We start from the raw sequence: 16,982 nt of genomic DNA, 5'->3' as shown, positions 1-16,982 counted from the left end.
GGTGACCGATTATGCGGGCTCGGGGAATACGAGCGGCAGAAACGCGACTTGGTGCTGCTGTGACCGACATCTCCGAGATCAAGAAGCTCAACGAGGGCATCGTCGCCGAGTTCCGCGCCAACGGCGGCAAGGTGGGCCCGCCGTTCGAGGGCGCCTACATCCTGTTGCTGCACACGACCGGCGCCAAGTCCGGTCAGCCGAGGCTCTCGCCGCTGGCCTACTTCCCGATGGACGACAAGATGTTCGTCGTCGGGTCCTTCGCCGGAGCCGACAAGGACCCGGCGTGGGTGCACAACCTGCGCGCCGACCCGCGGGCGCACATCGAGGTGGGCACCACCGAGTACGACGTGACCGCTCGCGAACTGCCGCGCGACGAGCGCGACGCGCTGTATCCGAAGCTCGTCGAGGCCGCACCCGTGTTCGGCGACTATCAGGCCAAGACCAGTCGCATCATCCCGGTCTTCGAGCTCGCCAAGTCGTGATTTGGGTGTAGTTGGTCGCGGTGAGCGCAACCAACTACACCGAAATCACCGGTCAGAGGCGCTCGATGATGGTGGCGTTGGCCATGCCGCCGCCCTCACACATCGTCTGCAGCGCGTAGCGGCCGCCGCGCTGCTCGAGCGCGTGGACCATCGTGGTCATGATGCGCGCCCCGCTGGCACCGAGCGGGTGCCCGATCGCGATCGCGCCACCATTGACGTTGGTCTTGGCCAGATCGGCGCCGACGTCGTGCGCCCAGGCCAGCACGACGGGCGCGAACGCCTCGTTGACCTCGAACAGGTCGATGTCGGCCAGGGTCAGCCCGGCGCGTTGCAGCACCTTCTCCGTCGCCGGGATGACACCGGTCAGCATGTACAGCGGATCGGAACCGACGACGGTCATCGCGTGGATCCGCGCCAGCGGGCGCAGGCCCAGCTTCGCCGCCACCTCGCTGGTGGTGATCAGCACCGCCGCGCTGCCGTCCGACAACGGCGACGAGTTGCCCGGTGTGATGTTCCAGCCGATCTGCGGGAAACGCTGCTCGTAGGCCGGGTTGTAGAAAGCGGGCTTGAGCAGCGCCAGCGTGTCGACGGTGGTGCCGGGCCGGATGATCTCGTCGGTGGCCAGGCCCGCGATCGGTGCCAGCTCGTTGTCGAAGCGCCCTTCCTTCGTCGCGGCGGCGGCCTTCTCGTGGCTGCCCGCGGAGAACTCATCGAGCTGCTGACGCGAAAAGCCCCATTTCGCCGCGATCAGCTCGGCGCTGATGCCCTGCGGCACAAGGCCTTCGGGGTAGCGCTGCGCCATCGCGCCGAACGGGTCGGAGCCGGGCAGCACGCTCGACCCCATCGGGACGCGCGACATCGACTCCACGCCGGCGGCGACGACGATGTCGTAGGCGCCGGAGATCACGCCTTGGGCGGCGAAGCTGATCGCCTGCTGGCTGCTGCCGCACTGGCGGTCGACGGTGGTGCCGGGCACCGATTCCGGGAAGCCGGCGGCCAGGACCGCGTTACGCGCGATGTTGACCGACTGGTCGCCGACCTGGGTGACGGCGCCGGCGATCACGTCGTCGATCTGAACCGGGTCCACACCCGTTCGCGCGACGAGTTCCTTGAGACTGTGGGCGAGCAGGTCGACGGGCAGCACGTCGTGCAGCGCGCCGCTGGCCTTGCCCTTCCCGATCGGGGTGCGTACCGCCCCCACGATGACCGCGTCACGGCCTGCGAATGCCGACATTGCTGCCTCCTCAACTCTGAGTAAATCCTTCTATACCCAGCTATAGCAGCCTGGGTATAGAGACAACAACCCAGGGGTAGAGTGAATTCCATGACAGTTCTGCAGGGCCGGCTGGCCGACCGCGACGCCTGGTCGGCGGTCGGGGAATGCCCGATCGAGAAGACGATGGCGGTGCTGGGCACCAAGTCCGCGATGCTGATCATGCGGGAGGCCTACTACGGCACCACCCGCTTCGAGGATTTCTGGCGCCGCGTCGGTATTACCAAAGCCGCTGCGGCCGCTCGGCTTTCCGACCTCGTCGACGCCGGCTTGCTGGAGCGGCGGCCGTACCAGGAGCCGGGTCAGCGCAGCCGCGACGAATATGTGCTCACCGAGGCGGGTTCGGAATTCATGCCGGTGGTCTGGGCCATGTTCGAGTGGGGCCGGCGCCATCTGCCCAACCGCACGCCGCTGCGCCTGGCGCACCGCGACTGCGGCGCTGAGGCCACCGTCGAGATCGTGTGCGCCGACGGGCACCGCGTGCCGCCCGAGGAGCTGGCGGTCCGGCTGACCCGGTGACGGTCAGCGCTCCTCGGCGAGAAACGCCTTCGCCAACGTCTTGGGCGCCTGCGCCAGCCACGCATCGGTGACGAGTTCGGTCAGTTCGTCCACCCCGATCGCGGCCAGTCGCACCAGCACCATCGGGTAGCCGTCGAAGTGCGGGGTGGTGAAGTACACGTCGGGATTGTCGCTGATCAGCGCGAACTTCACGCCCTCGTCGGCGACCCGCGCGCCGAGGATGTCGCCGGACGGGGCGTCGGCGCCCAGCGCGGCGTAGTCGGCCTTACGCAGCGGTCGTTCCCACACGATCAGCTTCTTGCGCACGCGCCAGGACCGCGGCGAGGTCTCGCTCGTCTCCGGCAGTGCCGCGGCGATGCGGCCGACGTCGGACCAGGTGGCCATCCGCCCCGTCTGGCACCCGCGGTTTACCACGCGGCCGAACCGGCTATCTCCGCGCGGCACCAACAGAAGGGCTGGACCGTGTCCAACACAAGCCAACGCCAACTCGGGGAATCCGACAGCCCCATCGAGGACGAACTCGAAACCGCGTTCCGCCGGATGGTGGACGAAGGCACGCAACGGCTGCACCGCACCTGGCGCGAAGTACTCGTCACCGGCTTCTTCGGCGGGACCGAAGTGGCCGTCGGTGTGCTGGCCTACCTGTCGGTGCTGCACGCCGGGCACAGCCAGCTCGTCGCCGGGCTGGCCTTCTCGATCGGTTTCCTGGCGCTGCTGCTGGGACGCAGCGAGCTGTTCACCGAGGGCTTCTTGGTGCCGGTGACCACGGTCGCGGCCAAACGCGCCGGGCCGGGACAGCTGCTCAAGCTGTGGGGCGGCACGCTGGCGGCGAACCTGGCCGGCGGCTGGATCCTGATGTGGCTCATCATGACCGCGTTCCCGAAGCTGCACGACCAGACCGTCGAATCGGCCGCGCACTTCGTCTGGGCACCGCTGTCGATGGAGTCGGTCGCGCTGTCGGTGCTGGGCGGCATGGCGATCACGCTGATGACCCGCATGCAGCACGGCACCGACGCCGTTTTCGGCAAGATCGCCGCGGCGGTGGCCGGCGCGTTCATCCTGGCCGGGCTCGGGTTGTTCCACTCGATCCTCGACTCGCTGTTGATCTTCGGCGCGCTCGCCACCGGTGAAGCACCGTTCGGCTACTTCGACTGGCTGGCCTGGTTCTGGTACACCACCATCGGCAATGTCGTCGGCGGCCTCGCGCTGGTGACCCTGCTGCGGCTGCTGCGCAGCAAGGATCGGATCGAAGAGGAACGCGATCAGGCCGAACACGACGAACCGGTGGACTGACGCGCGCCGTGGTGTCGATCACCTGCGGCGACTGACGCTGCGCGCGCCCACGCCTTGTGGTGGGATCACCGGTTATGGGGATCAAAGTGGCGCTGGAGCACCGCACCAGCTACACGTTCGACCGGCTGGTCGAGGTGCATCCCCACGTCGTGCGGCTGCGCCCGGCCCCGCATTCGCGCACGCCCATCGAGGCGTACTCGATGACCGTCGAACCCGCCGACCACTTCGTCAACTGGCAGCAGGACGCGTTCGGCAATTTCCTTGCGCGGCTGGTCTTTCCAAGCAGAACGCGGGAGCTGACGATCACAGTCGGGCTGATCGCCGACATGAAGGTGATCAACCCCTTCGACTTCTTCATCGAGGACTACGCCGAGCAGATCGGCTTCGAGTATCCCAAGGCGCTGGCCGAGGACCTCAAGCCGTATCTGCGGCCCGTCGACGAACACGGTGAGGGCTTGGGGCCCGGGGACCTGGTGCAGGCGTGGGTGTCGAACTTCACGATCCCGCGCGACACCCGCACCATCGACTTCCTCGTCGCACTCAATCGGGCAGTGAACGTCGATGTCGGCTACAGCGTGCGGATGGAACCCGGTGTGCAGACCCCGGATCGCACACTGCAGACCGGCATCGGGTCGTGCCGCGACTCGGCCTGGCTGCTGGTGTCGATCCTGCGTCAGCTCGGCCTGGCCGCGCGCTTCGTCTCCGGCTATCTCGTGCAGCTCACCTCCGACGTGGAGGCGCTCGACGGCCCGTCGGGGCCCGCCGCCGACTTCACCGACCTGCACGCGTGGGCCGAGGTGTACATCCCGGGTGCGGGCTGGATCGGCCTCGACCCGACGTCCGGGTTGTTCGCCGGCGAGGGCCACATCCCGCTGTCGGCCACCCCGCACCCCGAGTCGGCCGCGCCGATCACCGGCGCCACCGAGCCCTGCGAGAGCGTCCTGGACTTCTCCAACACCGTCACCCGCATTCACGAGGACCCGCGGGCCACGCTGCCCTACACCGACGAAGCATGGGCGACGATCTGCGCGCTGGGCGCCCACGTCGACGACCGGCTCGCGGCGGGCGACGTGCGGCTCACGATGGGCGGCGAACCGACGTTCGTGTCCATCGACAACCAGACCGACCCCGAGTGGACCACCGACGCCGACGGCCCGCACAAACGCCAACGGGCGTCCGCGCTGGCCGCCCGGCTCAAGAAAGTCTGGGCGCCGCACGGCCTGGTGCAGCGCGGCCAGGGCAAGTGGTATCCCGGAGAACCGTTGCCGCGCTGGCAGATCAGCCTGCACTGGCGGCGCGACGGCCGGCCGCTGTGGGCCGACGAATCGCTGCTCGCCGATCCCTGGCCGACCGACCACACACCCGAACCCGTCGACCCTGATGCCGCCCACAAAGTGCTCGCCGCGATCGCCGACGGCCTGGGCCTGCCGCTGAGCCAGGTCCGGCCGGCCTACGAGGACCCGCTGATCCGGCTGGCCGCCGCGGTGCGTCAACCCGACGGTGACCCGGTCGCTGCCGCCGACGACCTGGCCTCCGACGCCCCCGACGCCCGCGCGCGGTTGATGCGCCGGCTCGACGCGTCGGTCGTCGAACCCGCCGCGTACGTACTGCCGCTGCACCGGCGGGCGGACGGCCGCGGCTGGGCGAGCGCCGACTGGCGGCTGCGCCGGGGCCGCATCGTGCTGCTCGACGGCGACTCCCCGGCCGGGTTGCGGCTCCCGCTCGACGCGATCAGCTGGCAGCCGCCGCCCGCCACCGAACACGCCGACCCGCTGGCGGTCCGCGGTGCGCTGGGCCGCGACGAGGGGCCGGCCGCGGTGGTCGAGGACGCCGACGCCGCGCCCACCACCGCGCTGGTCACCGAGGTCCGCGACGGGTTGCTGTACGTCTACCTGCCGCCGACCGAGGACGCCGACGACTACGTCGACCTGATCGCGCGCGTCGAAACCGCCGCGGCGGCGACCGGGTGCGCGGTGGTCGTCGAGGGCTACGGGCCGCCGGCCGATCCGCGCCTGACCACCATGACGATCACGCCCGATCCCGGCGTCATCGAGGTCAACGTCGCGCCCACCGCCAGCTTCGTCGAACAGAACGACCAACTCGACACGCTCTACCGGGAGGCCCGGCTGGCGCGGTTGTCCACCGAGTCGTTCGACGTCGACGGCACCCACGGCGGCACCGGCGGCGGCAACCACATCACGCTGGGCGGGACGACGCCCGCGGACTCGCCGCTGCTGCGGCGGCCCGACCTGCTGGTGTCGATGCTGACCTACTGGCAGCGCCACCCCGCGCTGTCCTACCTGTTCGCGGGGCGGTTCATCGGCACCACGTCGCAGGCGCCGCGCGTCGACGAGGGCCGCGCCGAGGCGCTCTACGAACTGGAGATCGCGTTCGCCGAGATCGCGCGGCTGACGTCGGGCCCCGACGGAACCCGGCCGACGGCCAAGCCCTGGGTGGTCGACCGGGCGCTGCGCCACCTGCTCACCGACATCACCGGCAACACGCACCGCGCGGAGTTCTGCATCGACAAGCTCTACAGCCCCGACAGCGCGCGGGGCCGGCTGGGGCTGCTCGAGCTGCGCGGCTTCGAGATGCCGCCGCACCACCAGATGGCGATGGTGCAGTCGCTATTGGTGCGTTCGCTGGTGGCCTGGTTCTGGGACGAGCCGCTGCGCGCGCCGCTGATCCGCCACGGCGTCAACCTGCACGGCCGGTACCTGTTGCCGCACTTCCTCATTCAGGACATCGCCGACGTCGCGGCGGACCTGCGCGCGCACGGCATCGACTTCGAGACCAGCTGGCTCGACCCGTTCACCGAGTTCCGGTTCCCGCGGATCGGCACCGCGGTGTTCGACGGTGTCGAGGTCGAACTGCGCGGCGCGATCGAGCCGTGGAACGTGCTGGGGGAGGAGTCCACCGCCGGCGGCACCGCCCGCTACGTCGACTCGTCGGTCGAACGCATCCAGGTGCGGCTGGTCGGCGCCGACCGGCACCGCTACGTCCTCACCGCGAACGGCCATCCGGTCCCGCTGCTGGCCACCGACAAACCCGACATCCAGGTCGGCGGCGTCCGGTTCCGCGCCTGGCAACCGCCCAGCGCCCTGCACCCGACGATCACCGTCGACGCTCCGCTGCGCTTCGAACTCGTCGACACCGTGACCGGGATGTCGCGCGGTGGGTGCACCTATCACGTGTCCCATCCCGGTGGCCGCGCCTACGACACCCCGCCGGTCAACGCGGTCGAGGCCGAATCGCGGCGCAGCCGCCGCTTCGAGGCGATCGGCTTCACGCCCGGCAGAGCCGACATGGCCGACATCCGCGAGAAGCAGGCCCGCCAATCCACCGATGTGGGTGCACCCGGCATCCTCGACCTCCGGCGAGTGCGTACCGTTCTGCACTGATGGCACTACCGGCACCGAACGCTCCCGACGACCTGCTGGGGCGGTACCGCACCGCGCGAACGCAGCAGGCGTTGTTCGACGTGCGCACCGGCGGGCCCGACGCGCCGAGCGCCGGCAACGGCTACGACGAATTCATCGACGCGGCAGGCGATGTCCGGCCCGCCTGGCAGGAAGTCGCCGAATGCGTCGAGGAGCGCGGCCGCAGTGGGCTGGACCAGCTGCGCGGGGTGGTGCGCAGCCTCGTCGACAACGACGGCATCACCTACATCCAGGTCGGCAGGCACGGGTCGGTGGTCGGCCAGCCCCACACCAACGGCCACGGCGCCGCCGAACCGGGCCCGTGGCACCTCGATGCGCTGCCGCTCGTGCTCTCGGCCGAGGACTGGGCCACGCTGGAATCCGGTCTGGTGCAGCGTTCCCGACTGCTCGACGCCGTGCTGGCCGACGTCTACGGAGCCCAGCAGTCGATCACCAGCGGCGTGCTGCCCGCGCCCCTGGTGTTCGCCCATCCCGGCTACGTGCGCGCCGCCCGCGGCATCGAGATCCCTGGCCGACACCAGCTGTTCCTGCACGGCTGCGATGTCAGCCGCGCCGCCGACGGCAGCTTCCGGGTCAACGCCGACTGGACGCAGGCGCCCTCGGGCGCGGGCTACGCGCTGGCGGACCGCCGCGTCGCCGCCCACGCCATCCCCGAACTCTACGAACGCATCGGCCCGCGGCCCGCCTCACCATGGGCGCAGGCGCTGCGGCTGGCACTGATCGACGCGGCGCCCGAGTCGGCCGAGGAACCCGTCGTCGTGGTGTTGAGCCCGGGCATCCACTCCGAGACGTCCTTCGACCAGGCCTACCTGGCCAGCGTGCTGGGCTTCCCGCTCGTCGAGAGCACCGACCTGGTGGTGCGCGACGGCAAGCTGTGGATGCGCTCGATGGGCACGCTCAAACGGGTCGACGTCGTGCTGCGCCGGGTCGACGCCGAATTCGTCGACCCGCTCGATCTGCGTGCCGACTCACGGCTCGGCGTGGCCGGGCTGGTCGAGGTGCTGCGGCGCGGCGCGGTGACCGTCGTCAACACGCTGGGCAGCGGCATCCTGGAAAGCCCGGGGCTGCAACGATTCCTGCCCGAACTCTCGCAGCGGTTGCTGGGTGAGACCCCCGAATTGGCGACCGCTCCGATGTACTGGGGCGGCATCAACACCGAACGATCGCACCTGCTGACCCACCTGACGCGGCTGCTGATCAGACCGGTCACCGGCGGTGCACCTCTCGTCGGCCCCGCGCTGTCGGCCGCCCAGCGCGAGGCGCTCGCGGCACGCATCGAAGCGGCGCCGTGGCAGTGGGTCGGCCAGGAGTTGCCCCAGTTCTCGTCGGCGCCGAGCGCCTACCAATACCGCGGCCTGTCAGCCAGCAACGTCGGGCTGCGGCTGTTCACCGTCGCGCAGCGCGGCGGTTACGCGCCGATGGTCGGCGGCCTCGGCTATCAGCTGGCCGCCGGTGAGGCCGCCTTCACCCTCAACACCGTTGCGGCCAAGGATGTCTGGGTGCGGGTTTCGGCGCGGGTCGGCGTCGACTGGACCCCGCCGGTCGAGCTGCCGGCGATCACGCCCAGCCCCACCCGGGCGGTGAGCTCGCCGCGCGTGCTGTCCGACCTGTTCTGGTCCGGTCGCTACGCCGAACGCGCCGAGCACATGGCCCGGCTGCTGACGGTCACCCGCGAGCGTTACCACGAGTTCCACTACCGCCGCGAGATGGACGGAAGCGAGTGCGTGCCGGTGCTGCTGGCCGCGCTCGGCACGATCACCGGCACCGACACCGGCGCCGACGGCGACCACGCCGAGATGGTCGCCACCGCCCAGTCGACGCTGTGGTCGCTCACCGCCGACCGGCAGCGCCCCGGTTCGCTGGCGCAGTCGGTCGAGCGGCTCGGCCTGGCGACCCGCGCGGTGCGCGACCAGCTGTCCAACGACACCTGGATGGTGCTGGCGGCCCTCGAGCGCGCCCTGCTCAATTCGCCTGACACGCCGCCTGATTCGCAGGCCGAGGGGGAGGCGTTCCTGTCGGCGACGAGCAATTTGACCCTCGCGGGCATGCTCGCGCTGTCGGGTGTGGCGGCCGAGTCGATGATCCGCGACGTCGGCTGGACGATGATGGACATCGGCACGCGCATCGAACGCGGCCTGAACCTGACCGCGCTGCTGGGTGCGACGCTGACCACGGTGCGCAGCCCGGGCGCCGAGCAGACGATCACCGAGTCGACGTTGGTGGTGCTGGAGTCCTCGGTCATCTACCGGCGGCGCATGCTCGGCAGGGTCGACATGTCCGCGGTGGCCGAGCTGGTCTTGTTCGACGCCGACAATCCCCGCTCGCTGGCCTATCAGTTGGAGCGGCTGCGCACCGGGCTCAAGGCGCTGCCCGGCTCGTCGGGGTCGTCGCGGGCCGAGCGACTGGTCGAGGAGATCGGCACCCGGCTGCGACGCCTGGATCCCGACGATCTGGACGACGTGGTCGACGGCGAGCGAGTCGAATTGACCGCCCTGCTCGACGGGATGCACCGCGACCTGCGCGAGCTGTCCACCATCATCACCGCGACACATCTGTCGCTGCCGGGCGAGATGCAGCACCTGTGGGGTCCCGACGAACGCCGGTTGGTGCCATGACGACCCGCAGCTATCGCATCGCGCACCGCACGGTGTACCGCTACGCCGACGACGTCACGTCGTCCTACGGCCGCGGCTTCCTCACGCCGCGCGACTCGGCGCGCCAACGGTGCCTGTCGCACGAACTCGTCGTCGACCCGGCCGCCACGGACAGCTCCACCAGCCGCGACGTGTACGGCAACATCAGCTCGTACTTCCACGTCACCGAACGTCACCGCGAACTGTCGGTGACCAGCAGGGCGCTCGTGGAGGTGGACCCGCCGCCGCCGTCGCTGTACGGCGCCGGATCGGCGCTGGCGCCGTGGGAGATCGCCCGGCCGGTCGGGGTCGACGGCGCATTGGCGACCGAGTTCACCCTCGACCTGCGGCCGCCGGAGATCACCGACGCCGTCCGGGACTATGCCGCACCGAGTTTCGTCCCGGAGCGGCCGCTGATCGATGTGCTCACCGACCTGACACACCGGATCTACACCGATTTCACCTACCGGTCCGGCTCGACGACGGTGTCCACTCAGGTCAGCGAGGTTTTGACGGCGCGGGAAGGGGTATGTCAGGACTTCGCACGGCTGGCCATCGCCTGCCTGCGCGCCAACGGGTTGGCCGCCAGTTATGTGTCGGGGTATCTGGCCACCGATCCGCCCCCCGGGAAGGAACGCATGATCGGTATCGACGCGACGCACGCGTGGGCCGCGGTGTGGACGCCGCAGAACCAGTGGCTGGAACTGGATCCCACCAACGACCAGATGGTCGACGAGCGCTACATCACCGTCGGCTACGGCCGCGACTACGCCGACGTTCCGCCGCTGCGGGGCATCATCTACACCAACTCCGAGAGCAGCGCGATCGACGTCTCGGTGGACGTCGAACCGTTCGACGGGGGAGTGCGGCATGCGTGATCTCCTCTGCCCCAACTGCGGACAGCGCCTGGCGTTCGAGAACTCGCTGTGCCTGTCGTGCGGCAGGCCGCTGGGGTTCTCGCTCGACGACATGGCGTTGCTGGTGATCGCCACCGGCGACGAGCAGGATCAGGCCGGGTTCATCGACGGCGACAAGTATCAGCTGTGCGCGAACATGCATCTGGCCGAATGCAATTGGCTCGTCGAGAAGGAGGCGGTGCACAAGCTGTGCCCGGCGTGCGCGCTGACCAGAACGCGCCCCAACGACGCCGACACCAAAGCGCTCGCGGCGTTCGCCGAGTCCGAGAAGGCCAAGCGGCGGCTGCTCGCCGAATTGCACGAGCTCAAACTGCCGATCATCGGCCGCGACGAGGACCCCGACTACGGGCTGGCGTTCGACCTGCTGTCCAGTGAGCAGGAGAAGGTGTTCACCGGCCACGAGAACGGTGTGATCACACTGGATCTCGCCGAGGGCGACGACGTGCACCGCGAGCAGCTGCGCAAGGCGATGGACGAGCCCTACCGCACCCTGCTCGGCCACTTCCGCCACGAGATCGGCCATTACTACTACTACCGGCTGGTCAGCGTGTCAGAAGACTACGACAACCAGTTCCGCGAGCTGTTCGGTGATCCCGACGCCGACTACCAGGCGGCGCTGGACCGGCATTACAACGACGGCCCGCCGCCGAACTGGGAACAGAACTTCGTCTCGTCGTATGCGACCATGCATCCCGCCGAGGACTGGGCCGAGACGTTCGCGCACTATCTGCACATCCGCGACACCCTCGATACTGCTGCGGCGTTCGGTTTCGCGCCGGCGTCGGCAACAATTGAACGAAAAGTGTTGGGACCGAGCGGTTTCGACACGATCATCGAGCAGTGGCTACCGCTGTCATGGGCGCTGAACATGATCAACCGGTCGATGGGCAAGGCGGACCTCTACCCGTTCGTGCTGCCGCCACCGGTGCTCGACAAGATGCGGTTCATCCACACCGTCGTCGACGACCTCAGCTAGCTCAGCGCCCGGCGACCCCGTCCGTGAGCAACCGCCGGGCTTCGACGCTTCCGTCCAACATCCGGGTGCGGCGTTCGACGATCTGCCACCGGTCATCGATGCGCCGCAGCCGAAAGTGGTTGGCGCCCGCGCGCGATACCGCGAACCCGTCGCCGCGCCGCGTCACCAGTATCGAGTCGCACATCGCGACCGCGTCGTCACCATCGACGGTGACCACCGCCGGGCCCAGGAAGTGGCAGCAACCGCGTCCGATCAACCCCTGGTGGGCATCCGAGCGCACCATCGCCGCGACGTCGGCGCGGCCGGCCATGCGCCAGCCCTCCACGTCGTAGCTCCCGTCGACCGCCCACAACTCGGCGGCCGCGTCGGCCTCGCCGGCGTCGACCAGCGGACCGTAGGACGCGATCATGCGCTCGATCGCGCGTTCGTCCTCGATGCGCTGCAGCCGCCGCTCCAGATCCGCGATGTCGGTCATCGGCTTCCCCTCTCGCCCAACAGCTTCTGCATGAACTGGTGGGTGCCGAGCACCACCTTCGCCCGGTCCGGATGGTTGCGGCGGACCACATCCTCGGCGTTGCCGCCCGCCACGTACACCGGGCCGTGCGGCAGCTGTTCCAGACCCTCGCGTGCGACGTCGGCGGGTTCGGCGACCCGCAAGCCGGGCACGTCGAAGTTCAGCCCGACCCGCTCCATCGCCGGTGTGCGCGTCACTCCCAGCACCAACTCCAGCACGTGGACGTCGTACTCGCGCAACTCGAGCCACAGGCTCTCGGCGAAGATCCGTCCGAACGCCTTCACCCCGCCGTAGACGGTGTGCCGCTCCGACCCCAGGTAGCCCGCCATCGAGCCGACCATGAGAATTCCGCCGCGTCGGCGGTCACGCATCGGGCGGCCGAAGTGCTGCACCATCGCCAGCATCGTGCCGATGTTCAGGTCGAGCACGCGCTGGAATTCGCCCAGCGGTCCGTCGAGGAAGTGCTCGCTGCAGGTGTTCGCGCCCGCGTTGTAGATCAGCACGCCCACTTCAAGGTCGGCGGTCACCTCACACACTTGGCCGAACGCGTCCGGTCCGGTGAGGTCGACGGCGAGGGTCCGCGCCTCGACACCGGCGTCTCTGCAGGTGCCGGCGGTCTCCTCGAGCGGTCCGGGCTTGCGGGCGAGCAGCACGAGATTGATTCCGGCAGCGGCGACTTGGCGGGCGAATTCGGCGCCGACGCCTTCGGAGCCGCCCGCGATCACCGCCCATGGTCCGTAGTGGGAGAGTTCGCTCACGGCACCGATTGTCGCCGACGGCCCACCACCCTTCCGCGAGCAGACGCGAAGTGACCGAAATCCCGGCGTGTCGTGGCCACTTTGCGGCTGTTCGCGGGGAAGGCGGCCCCTACGATCACCCGGTGGCTGATCGCTATGGCTCCGACGTCCTGGCCGGCAACTCGCAACGGCGTCCGCGTTCCACCGAGCGCCCGGTCGAGATCGGCCTGGTCGTCGAGGATGCTCAGACCGGATACGTCGGCGCGGTCGTCCGCGTCGAGTACGGCCGGATGGAACTCGAGGACCGGCACGGCCGGCGCAAACCGTTCCCGGTCGGGCCCGGCTATCTGATCGACGGCAAGCCGGTGATCCTGACCGCGCCGAAACGCAGCGCGCCGAAGCCGGCCCGCACGGCGTCGGGATCGGTCGCCGTCGCCGGGGTGCGCGCGAAGGTGGCGCTGGCCAGCCGCATCTACGTCGAGGGCCGCCACGACGCCGAACTCGTCGAGCAGGTGTGGGGCGACGACCTGCGCGTCGAAGGCGTCGTCGTCGAATATCTCGGCGGCGTGGACGATCTGGCAGCGATCGTCGAGGACTTCCGGCCCGGGCCGGGACGACGGCTCGGTGTGCTCGTCGACCACCTGGTGGCCGGATCTAAGGAGGCCCGGATCGCGGATGCGGTGCGCCGCGGTCCCGGAGGTGAGCACACCCTGGTCGTCGGTCATCCGTTCATCGACATCTGGCAGGCCGTCAAACCGCAGCGGCTGGGCATTCCGCAGTGGCCGGTCATCCCGAAGGGCGTCGACTGGAAGAAGGGGGTCTGCCGGGCCCTGGGCTGGCCGGCCGCCGAGCAGGCCGACACGGCCAGGGCGTGGCAGCGGATCCGGGGTCGGGTGCGCGACTGGAACGACCTCGAACCCGCGCTGATCGGGCGCGTCGAGGAGCTGATCGACTTCGTGACCGCGCCCGCCGCTGACTGACGGTCTGCCGTGGTAAGCAGAACACGTGTCCGACGGCCTGTTCGACGTCCCCGGTGAGGCGCCTGCCACCGCGGTAGGTCCCGTCGGGGCATCGGCGCCGCTGGCGGTGCGCATGCGGCCGGCCGGCCTCGACGAAGTCGTCGGTCAGGATCATCTGCTCCAACCGGGCTCGCCGCTGCGCCGTCTCGCCGAGGGCTCGGGGGCGGCGTCGGTCATCCTCTACGGACCGCCGGGCACCGGCAAGACCACGCTGGCCTCCCTGATCTCGCACGCGACCGGTCGCCGGTTCGAGGCCCTGTCCGCGCTGTCGGCGGGCGTGAAGGAGGTGCGCGCGGTCATCGACGTCGCGCGTCGGGCCGCCGCGCACGGCGAGCAGACCGTGCTGTTCATCGACGAGGTGCACCGGTTCTCCAAGACCCAGCAGGACGCGCTGCTGTCCGCCGTCGAGAACCGGGTGGTGCTGCTGGTGGCCGCCACCACCGAGAACCCGTCGTTCTCGGTGGTCGCGCCGCTGCTGTCGCGGTCGCTGATCCTGCAGTTGCAGCCGCTGACCGCCGACGCGATCCGGGCGGTGGTGCGCCGCGCGATCGACGACCCGCGCGGCCTCGCGGGCAAGGTGAAGGTCGCCGACGACGCCGTCGATCTGCTCGTCCAGCTGGCCGCCGGCGACGCCCGGCGCGCCTTGACCGCGCTGGAGGTGGCCTCCGAGGCCACCGAACACGTCACCGTCGAGGTCATCGAGCAGTCGCTGGACAAGGCCGCGGTGCGTTACGACCGCGACGGGGATCAGCACTACGACGTGATCAGCGCATTCATCAAATCGGTGCGCGGCTCTGATGTCGATGCCGCGCTGCACTACCTGGCCAGGATGCTGGTCGCGGGGGAGGACCCGCGGTTCGTCGCCCGCCGGTTGATGATCCTGGCCAGCGAGGACATCGGGATGGCCGATCCGTCGGCGCTGCAGACCGCCGTCGCGGCCGCGCAGACGGTGCAGTTGATCGGCATGCCCGAGGCGCAACTGACCCTCGCGCATGCGACCGTGCACCTCGCGACCGCACCCAAATCCAACGCCGTGACGACCGCGTTGGGAGCGGCGATGGCCGACATCCGCGCGGGCAAGGCGGGTTTGGTGCCGCCACATCTGCGCGACGGCCACTACTCCGGCGCGAACAAGCTGGGCAACGCGATCGGCTACAAGTACAGCCACGACGACCCCGATGGGGTTGTGCCGCAACAGTATCCGCCCGATGAACTGGTCGGCGTCGACTACTACCAGCCGACCGGGCGGGGTGTGGAACGCGAGATCAGGACACGCCTGGAAAAGCTGCGCGCCATCATCCGCCGCCAACGCTGAAATCCACCCTTGACCGCGCCGGCATCTACTCCTATGGTTTTATTCAACCAATTCGTTGATCAAAGGGGAAGTTGATTACAAGCACCGACGCCGGGCTCGACCGCGCTTTCCTGGCGCTGGCCGATCCCGTCCGACGCGCGATCGTGGCTCGGCTCTCGCGAGGCCCGGCCACCGTCAACGAACTGGCCGAACCGTTCGACATCACCAAACAGGCTGTGTCCAAACACATTCAGGTCCTCGAGCAGGCGGGCCTGGTGACCAGGACACGGGACGCGCAACGGCGACCGGTGCACCTGGACGCCGCCGCGCTGGAGCGGCTGACCGCCTGGATCGACCGCTACCGACTCGATGCCGAACGCAACTACCGCCGCCTGGACGCCGTCCTGGCGGAGATGACCGACACCGAGAAAGGAACCGACGAATGACCAACGCATTCAATCTGACTGCCCCCGTCGACACCCTGGCCATGGAGTTCACCCGCGAATTCGACGCCCCGGTCGAAGCGTTGTTCCGCGCGCACGCCGACCCGGAACTCGTCAAGAAGTGGCTCGGGCCGCGCGGGCTGGAGATGACCATCGAGGAATGGGATTTCAAGTCCCACGGCGGTTACCGCTACGCGCACAAGGACCCGAGCGGCGAGTACCGGTTCAATGGCACCTTCCACACCGTCCGCGAGAACGAGTTCGTTCTGCAGACCTTCGAGTTCGAGGGCGCACCGGACATGGTGAACCTCGAGTTCATGTGGTTCGAGGACCTCGGCGGGGGGCGTAGCCGCTTGCGGGGCCGCTCGATCTGTCCCAACACCGAGGCCCGCGACGCGCTGCTCTCGTCGGGCATGGAAGGCGGCATGACCGAGGGCTACGAGAAGCTCGACGAACTGCTCGGCACCCTCTGACACGCATGAGGCGATCCCGGCCGCCGAGGGGAGGGGCCGGGATCGCCAGGTCGAGATCAGTCAGCGCAGCACGCCGCGCCGGGTGCCGGTCACGCCGGTGCGCCTGCGGCCCATCAGGGCGGCCACCAGTGCCACACCGATGGCGGCGACGATGACCTGCACGAGCAGTTCGAGCCAGTCGATGCCGCTGGTTGCGGTCGGGATGCCGAGCGCGCGGGCGATCGCGGTGCCGATGAACGCCGACACGATGCCGACGAGGATGGTCACCAGCATGCCGATCGGCTGCTTGCCGGGCAGGACGAGTCGGCCGAGAACGCCGACCACGATGCCGATCAGGATTGCGGTGATAACGCCGGTGATGGTCATCTCTTCCTCCATGGTTTCGGGTGCCAGTCAGATACCCCGACACTGGCGTCAATAAACGGGCGCGTGCACGGACGCCTAGGCTCGGTCGGGTGGACTCCGACGTGCTCACCATTGACACCGGCCAGCGCCGCATCATCGACCTGACCGACGCCGTGCGCTCGTTCTGCAGCAGCCGCCGCGACGGGCTGTGCAGCGTGTTCGTGCCGCATGCCACCGCCGGGGTGGCGATCATCGAGACCGGGGCGGGCTCCGACGACGACCTGGTCGACACGCTGGAACGGCTGTTGCCGCGCGACGACCGGTACCGGCACTCGCACGGCTCACCCGGTCACGGCGCCGACCACGTGCTGCCTGCGCTGGTGTCGCCGTCGGTGACGCTGCCGGTTCAGCAGGGGGAACCGCTGCTGGGCACCTGGCAGAGCGTGGTGCTGGTCGACCTGAACCGCGACAACCCGCAGCGCACCGTGCGGCTCAGCTTCCTGGGCGGCTGATCGGGGCACTGCCCGCCGCGCCCGTTCGTTGACTTTCCGGTGCGACAACCGCGACCGGTACTGTAGTGCGGTCGAATAGTCGCAGGTACCGGCAAACGCAAGGATGAATCGA

General features: G+C 69.4%; 17 protein-coding genes. 12 read left to right on the top strand and 5 right to left on the bottom strand.

The genetic code is table 11. The annotated features are described in order from the left end of the window. Window positions 1-59: 59 nt before the first annotated feature. Complete coding sequence (locus BLW81_RS22690; RefSeq protein ID WP_235632065.1) at window positions 60-482, top strand: nitroreductase family deazaflavin-dependent oxidoreductase; 423 nt, start codon at window positions 60-62, stop codon at window positions 480-482. Window positions 483-534: 52 nt separating this feature from the next. Here BLW81_RS22690 and BLW81_RS22685 read toward each other — a convergent pair whose 3' ends face one another. Further along, complete coding sequence (locus BLW81_RS22685; RefSeq protein ID WP_083409133.1) at window positions 535-1,716, bottom strand: thiolase family protein; 1,182 nt, start codon at window positions 1,714-1,716, stop codon at window positions 535-537. A 90-nt stretch (window positions 1,717-1,806) separates the two neighbouring features. On the opposite strand from BLW81_RS22685, the gene BLW81_RS22680 reads away from it, so the two are divergent. Next, the gene (locus tag BLW81_RS22680; protein WP_083409132.1) at window positions 1,807-2,274 is read left to right on the top strand and encodes a winged helix-turn-helix transcriptional regulator; all 468 of its coding nucleotides are present in this window, start codon (window positions 1,807-1,809) and stop codon (window positions 2,272-2,274) included. 3 nt (window positions 2,275-2,277) lie between these two features. On the opposite strand, the gene BLW81_RS22675 is transcribed toward BLW81_RS22680, so the two are convergent. After that, the gene (locus tag BLW81_RS22675) at window positions 2,278-2,658 is read right to left on the bottom strand and encodes an MmcQ/YjbR family DNA-binding protein (RefSeq protein WP_083409131.1); all 381 of its coding nucleotides are present in this window, start codon (window positions 2,656-2,658) and stop codon (window positions 2,278-2,280) included. Window positions 2,659-2,736: 78 nt separating this feature from the next. On the opposite strand from BLW81_RS22675, the gene BLW81_RS22670 reads away from it, so the two are divergent. The 5 genes from BLW81_RS22670 (at window position 2,737) to BLW81_RS22650 (ending at window position 11,533) form a co-directional block, all read left to right on the top strand. After that, entirely contained in the window at window positions 2,737-3,567 is an 831-nt protein-coding gene (locus tag BLW81_RS22670) for a formate/nitrite transporter family protein (RefSeq protein ID WP_083409130.1), read from the top strand. A gap of 74 nt (window positions 3,568-3,641) precedes the next feature. Beyond that, window positions 3,642-6,968 (top strand): transglutaminase family protein, encoded by a 3,327-nt coding sequence (locus BLW81_RS22665; RefSeq protein WP_083409129.1) that lies wholly within the window; start codon window positions 3,642-3,644, stop codon window positions 6,966-6,968. Next, window positions 6,968-9,622 (top strand): circularly permuted type 2 ATP-grasp protein, encoded by a 2,655-nt coding sequence (locus BLW81_RS22660; RefSeq protein WP_083409128.1) that lies wholly within the window; start codon window positions 6,968-6,970, stop codon window positions 9,620-9,622. Before BLW81_RS22665 ends, BLW81_RS22660 begins: the two co-directional genes overlap by 1 nt. Then, a complete protein-coding gene (locus BLW81_RS22655) occupies window positions 9,619-10,518 on the top strand; it encodes a transglutaminase family protein (protein ID WP_083409127.1) in 900 nt (299 codons plus the stop codon). The genes BLW81_RS22660 and BLW81_RS22655 overlap by 4 nt, the downstream gene beginning before the upstream one ends. After that, window positions 10,511-11,533 (top strand): zinc-binding metallopeptidase family protein, encoded by a 1,023-nt coding sequence (locus BLW81_RS22650; RefSeq protein ID WP_083409126.1) that lies wholly within the window; start codon window positions 10,511-10,513, stop codon window positions 11,531-11,533. Before BLW81_RS22655 ends, BLW81_RS22650 begins: the two co-directional genes overlap by 8 nt. Window position 11,534: 1 nt before the next feature. Here the strand turns inward: BLW81_RS22650 and BLW81_RS22645 are convergent, their stop codons facing one another. Further along, the gene (locus BLW81_RS22645) at window positions 11,535-12,008 is read right to left on the bottom strand and encodes a nuclear transport factor 2 family protein (protein WP_083409125.1); all 474 of its coding nucleotides are present in this window, start codon (window positions 12,006-12,008) and stop codon (window positions 11,535-11,537) included. Next, a complete protein-coding gene (locus BLW81_RS22640; protein ID WP_083409124.1) occupies window positions 12,005-12,805 on the bottom strand; it encodes an SDR family NAD(P)-dependent oxidoreductase in 801 nt (266 codons plus the stop codon). Before BLW81_RS22640 ends, BLW81_RS22645 begins: the two co-directional genes overlap by 4 nt. 122 nt (window positions 12,806-12,927) lie before the next feature. On the opposite strand from BLW81_RS22640, the gene BLW81_RS22635 reads away from it, so the two are divergent. From BLW81_RS22635 to BLW81_RS22620, 4 genes are all read left to right on the top strand, one after another. Then, the gene (locus BLW81_RS22635) at window positions 12,928-13,764 is read left to right on the top strand and encodes a DUF3097 domain-containing protein (protein WP_083409123.1); all 837 of its coding nucleotides are present in this window, start codon (window positions 12,928-12,930) and stop codon (window positions 13,762-13,764) included. Window positions 13,765-13,789: 25 nt separating this feature from the next. Continuing rightward, window positions 13,790-15,118 (top strand): replication-associated recombination protein A, encoded by a 1,329-nt coding sequence (locus tag BLW81_RS22630; protein ID WP_083409122.1) that lies wholly within the window; start codon window positions 13,790-13,792, stop codon window positions 15,116-15,118. 71 nt (window positions 15,119-15,189) lie between these two features. Continuing rightward, the gene (locus tag BLW81_RS22625) at window positions 15,190-15,543 is read left to right on the top strand and encodes an ArsR/SmtB family transcription factor (RefSeq protein WP_083409121.1); all 354 of its coding nucleotides are present in this window, start codon (window positions 15,190-15,192) and stop codon (window positions 15,541-15,543) included. Continuing rightward, window positions 15,540-16,013, top strand: a complete 474-nt coding sequence (locus tag BLW81_RS22620) for an SRPBCC family protein (RefSeq protein ID WP_083409120.1) — start codon at window positions 15,540-15,542, stop codon at window positions 16,011-16,013. Before BLW81_RS22625 ends, BLW81_RS22620 begins: the two co-directional genes overlap by 4 nt. Window positions 16,014-16,073: 60 nt before the next feature. Here BLW81_RS22620 and BLW81_RS22615 read toward each other — a convergent pair whose 3' ends face one another. Then, window positions 16,074-16,379 (bottom strand): GlsB/YeaQ/YmgE family stress response membrane protein, encoded by a 306-nt coding sequence (locus tag BLW81_RS22615; RefSeq protein WP_083410750.1) that lies wholly within the window; start codon window positions 16,377-16,379, stop codon window positions 16,074-16,076. An 89-nt stretch (window positions 16,380-16,468) separates the two neighbouring features. Here BLW81_RS22615 and BLW81_RS22610 point away from each other — a divergent pair, with 89 nt between their 5' ends. Further along, window positions 16,469-16,870, top strand: coding sequence for a secondary thiamine-phosphate synthase enzyme YjbQ (locus tag BLW81_RS22610; protein WP_083409119.1), 402 nt, complete (start codon window positions 16,469-16,471; stop codon window positions 16,868-16,870). Window positions 16,871-16,982: the final 112 nt, after the last annotated feature.

Source organism: Mycolicibacterium rutilum (assembly GCF_900108565.1).
Classification (GTDB): domain Bacteria; phylum Actinomycetota; class Actinomycetes; order Mycobacteriales; family Mycobacteriaceae; genus Mycobacterium; species Mycobacterium rutilum.
Note: the sequence above shows the minus strand (reverse complement) of the source record. Positions and strands in the feature narration are given on the sequence as shown.

Excerpts from the sequence above, each read along its gene's own strand:
- BLW81_RS22645 (WP_083409125.1), bottom strand. The coding sequence starts at position 12,008 with ATGACCGACATCGCGGATCTGGAGCGGCGGCTGCAGCGCATCGAGGAC.
- BLW81_RS22685 (WP_083409133.1), bottom strand. The coding sequence starts at position 1,716 with ATGTCGGCATTCGCAGGCCGTGACGCGGTCATCGTGGGGGCGGTACGC.
- BLW81_RS22660 (WP_083409128.1), top strand. The coding sequence starts at position 6,968 with ATGGCACTACCGGCACCGAACGCTCCCGACGACCTGCTGGGGCGGTAC.
- BLW81_RS22680 (WP_083409132.1), top strand. The coding sequence starts at position 1,807 with ATGACAGTTCTGCAGGGCCGGCTGGCCGACCGCGACGCCTGGTCGGCG.
- BLW81_RS22675 (WP_083409131.1), bottom strand. The coding sequence starts at position 2,658 with ATGGCCACCTGGTCCGACGTCGGCCGCATCGCCGCGGCACTGCCGGAG.
- BLW81_RS22615 (WP_083410750.1), bottom strand. The coding sequence starts at position 16,379 with ATGACCATCACCGGCGTTATCACCGCAATCCTGATCGGCATCGTGGTC.
- BLW81_RS22650 (WP_083409126.1), top strand. The coding sequence starts at position 10,511 with ATGCGTGATCTCCTCTGCCCCAACTGCGGACAGCGCCTGGCGTTCGAG.
- BLW81_RS22655 (WP_083409127.1), top strand. The coding sequence starts at position 9,619 with ATGACGACCCGCAGCTATCGCATCGCGCACCGCACGGTGTACCGCTAC.
- BLW81_RS22620 (WP_083409120.1), top strand. The coding sequence starts at position 15,540 with ATGACCAACGCATTCAATCTGACTGCCCCCGTCGACACCCTGGCCATG.
- BLW81_RS22665 (WP_083409129.1), top strand. The coding sequence starts at position 3,642 with ATGGGGATCAAAGTGGCGCTGGAGCACCGCACCAGCTACACGTTCGAC.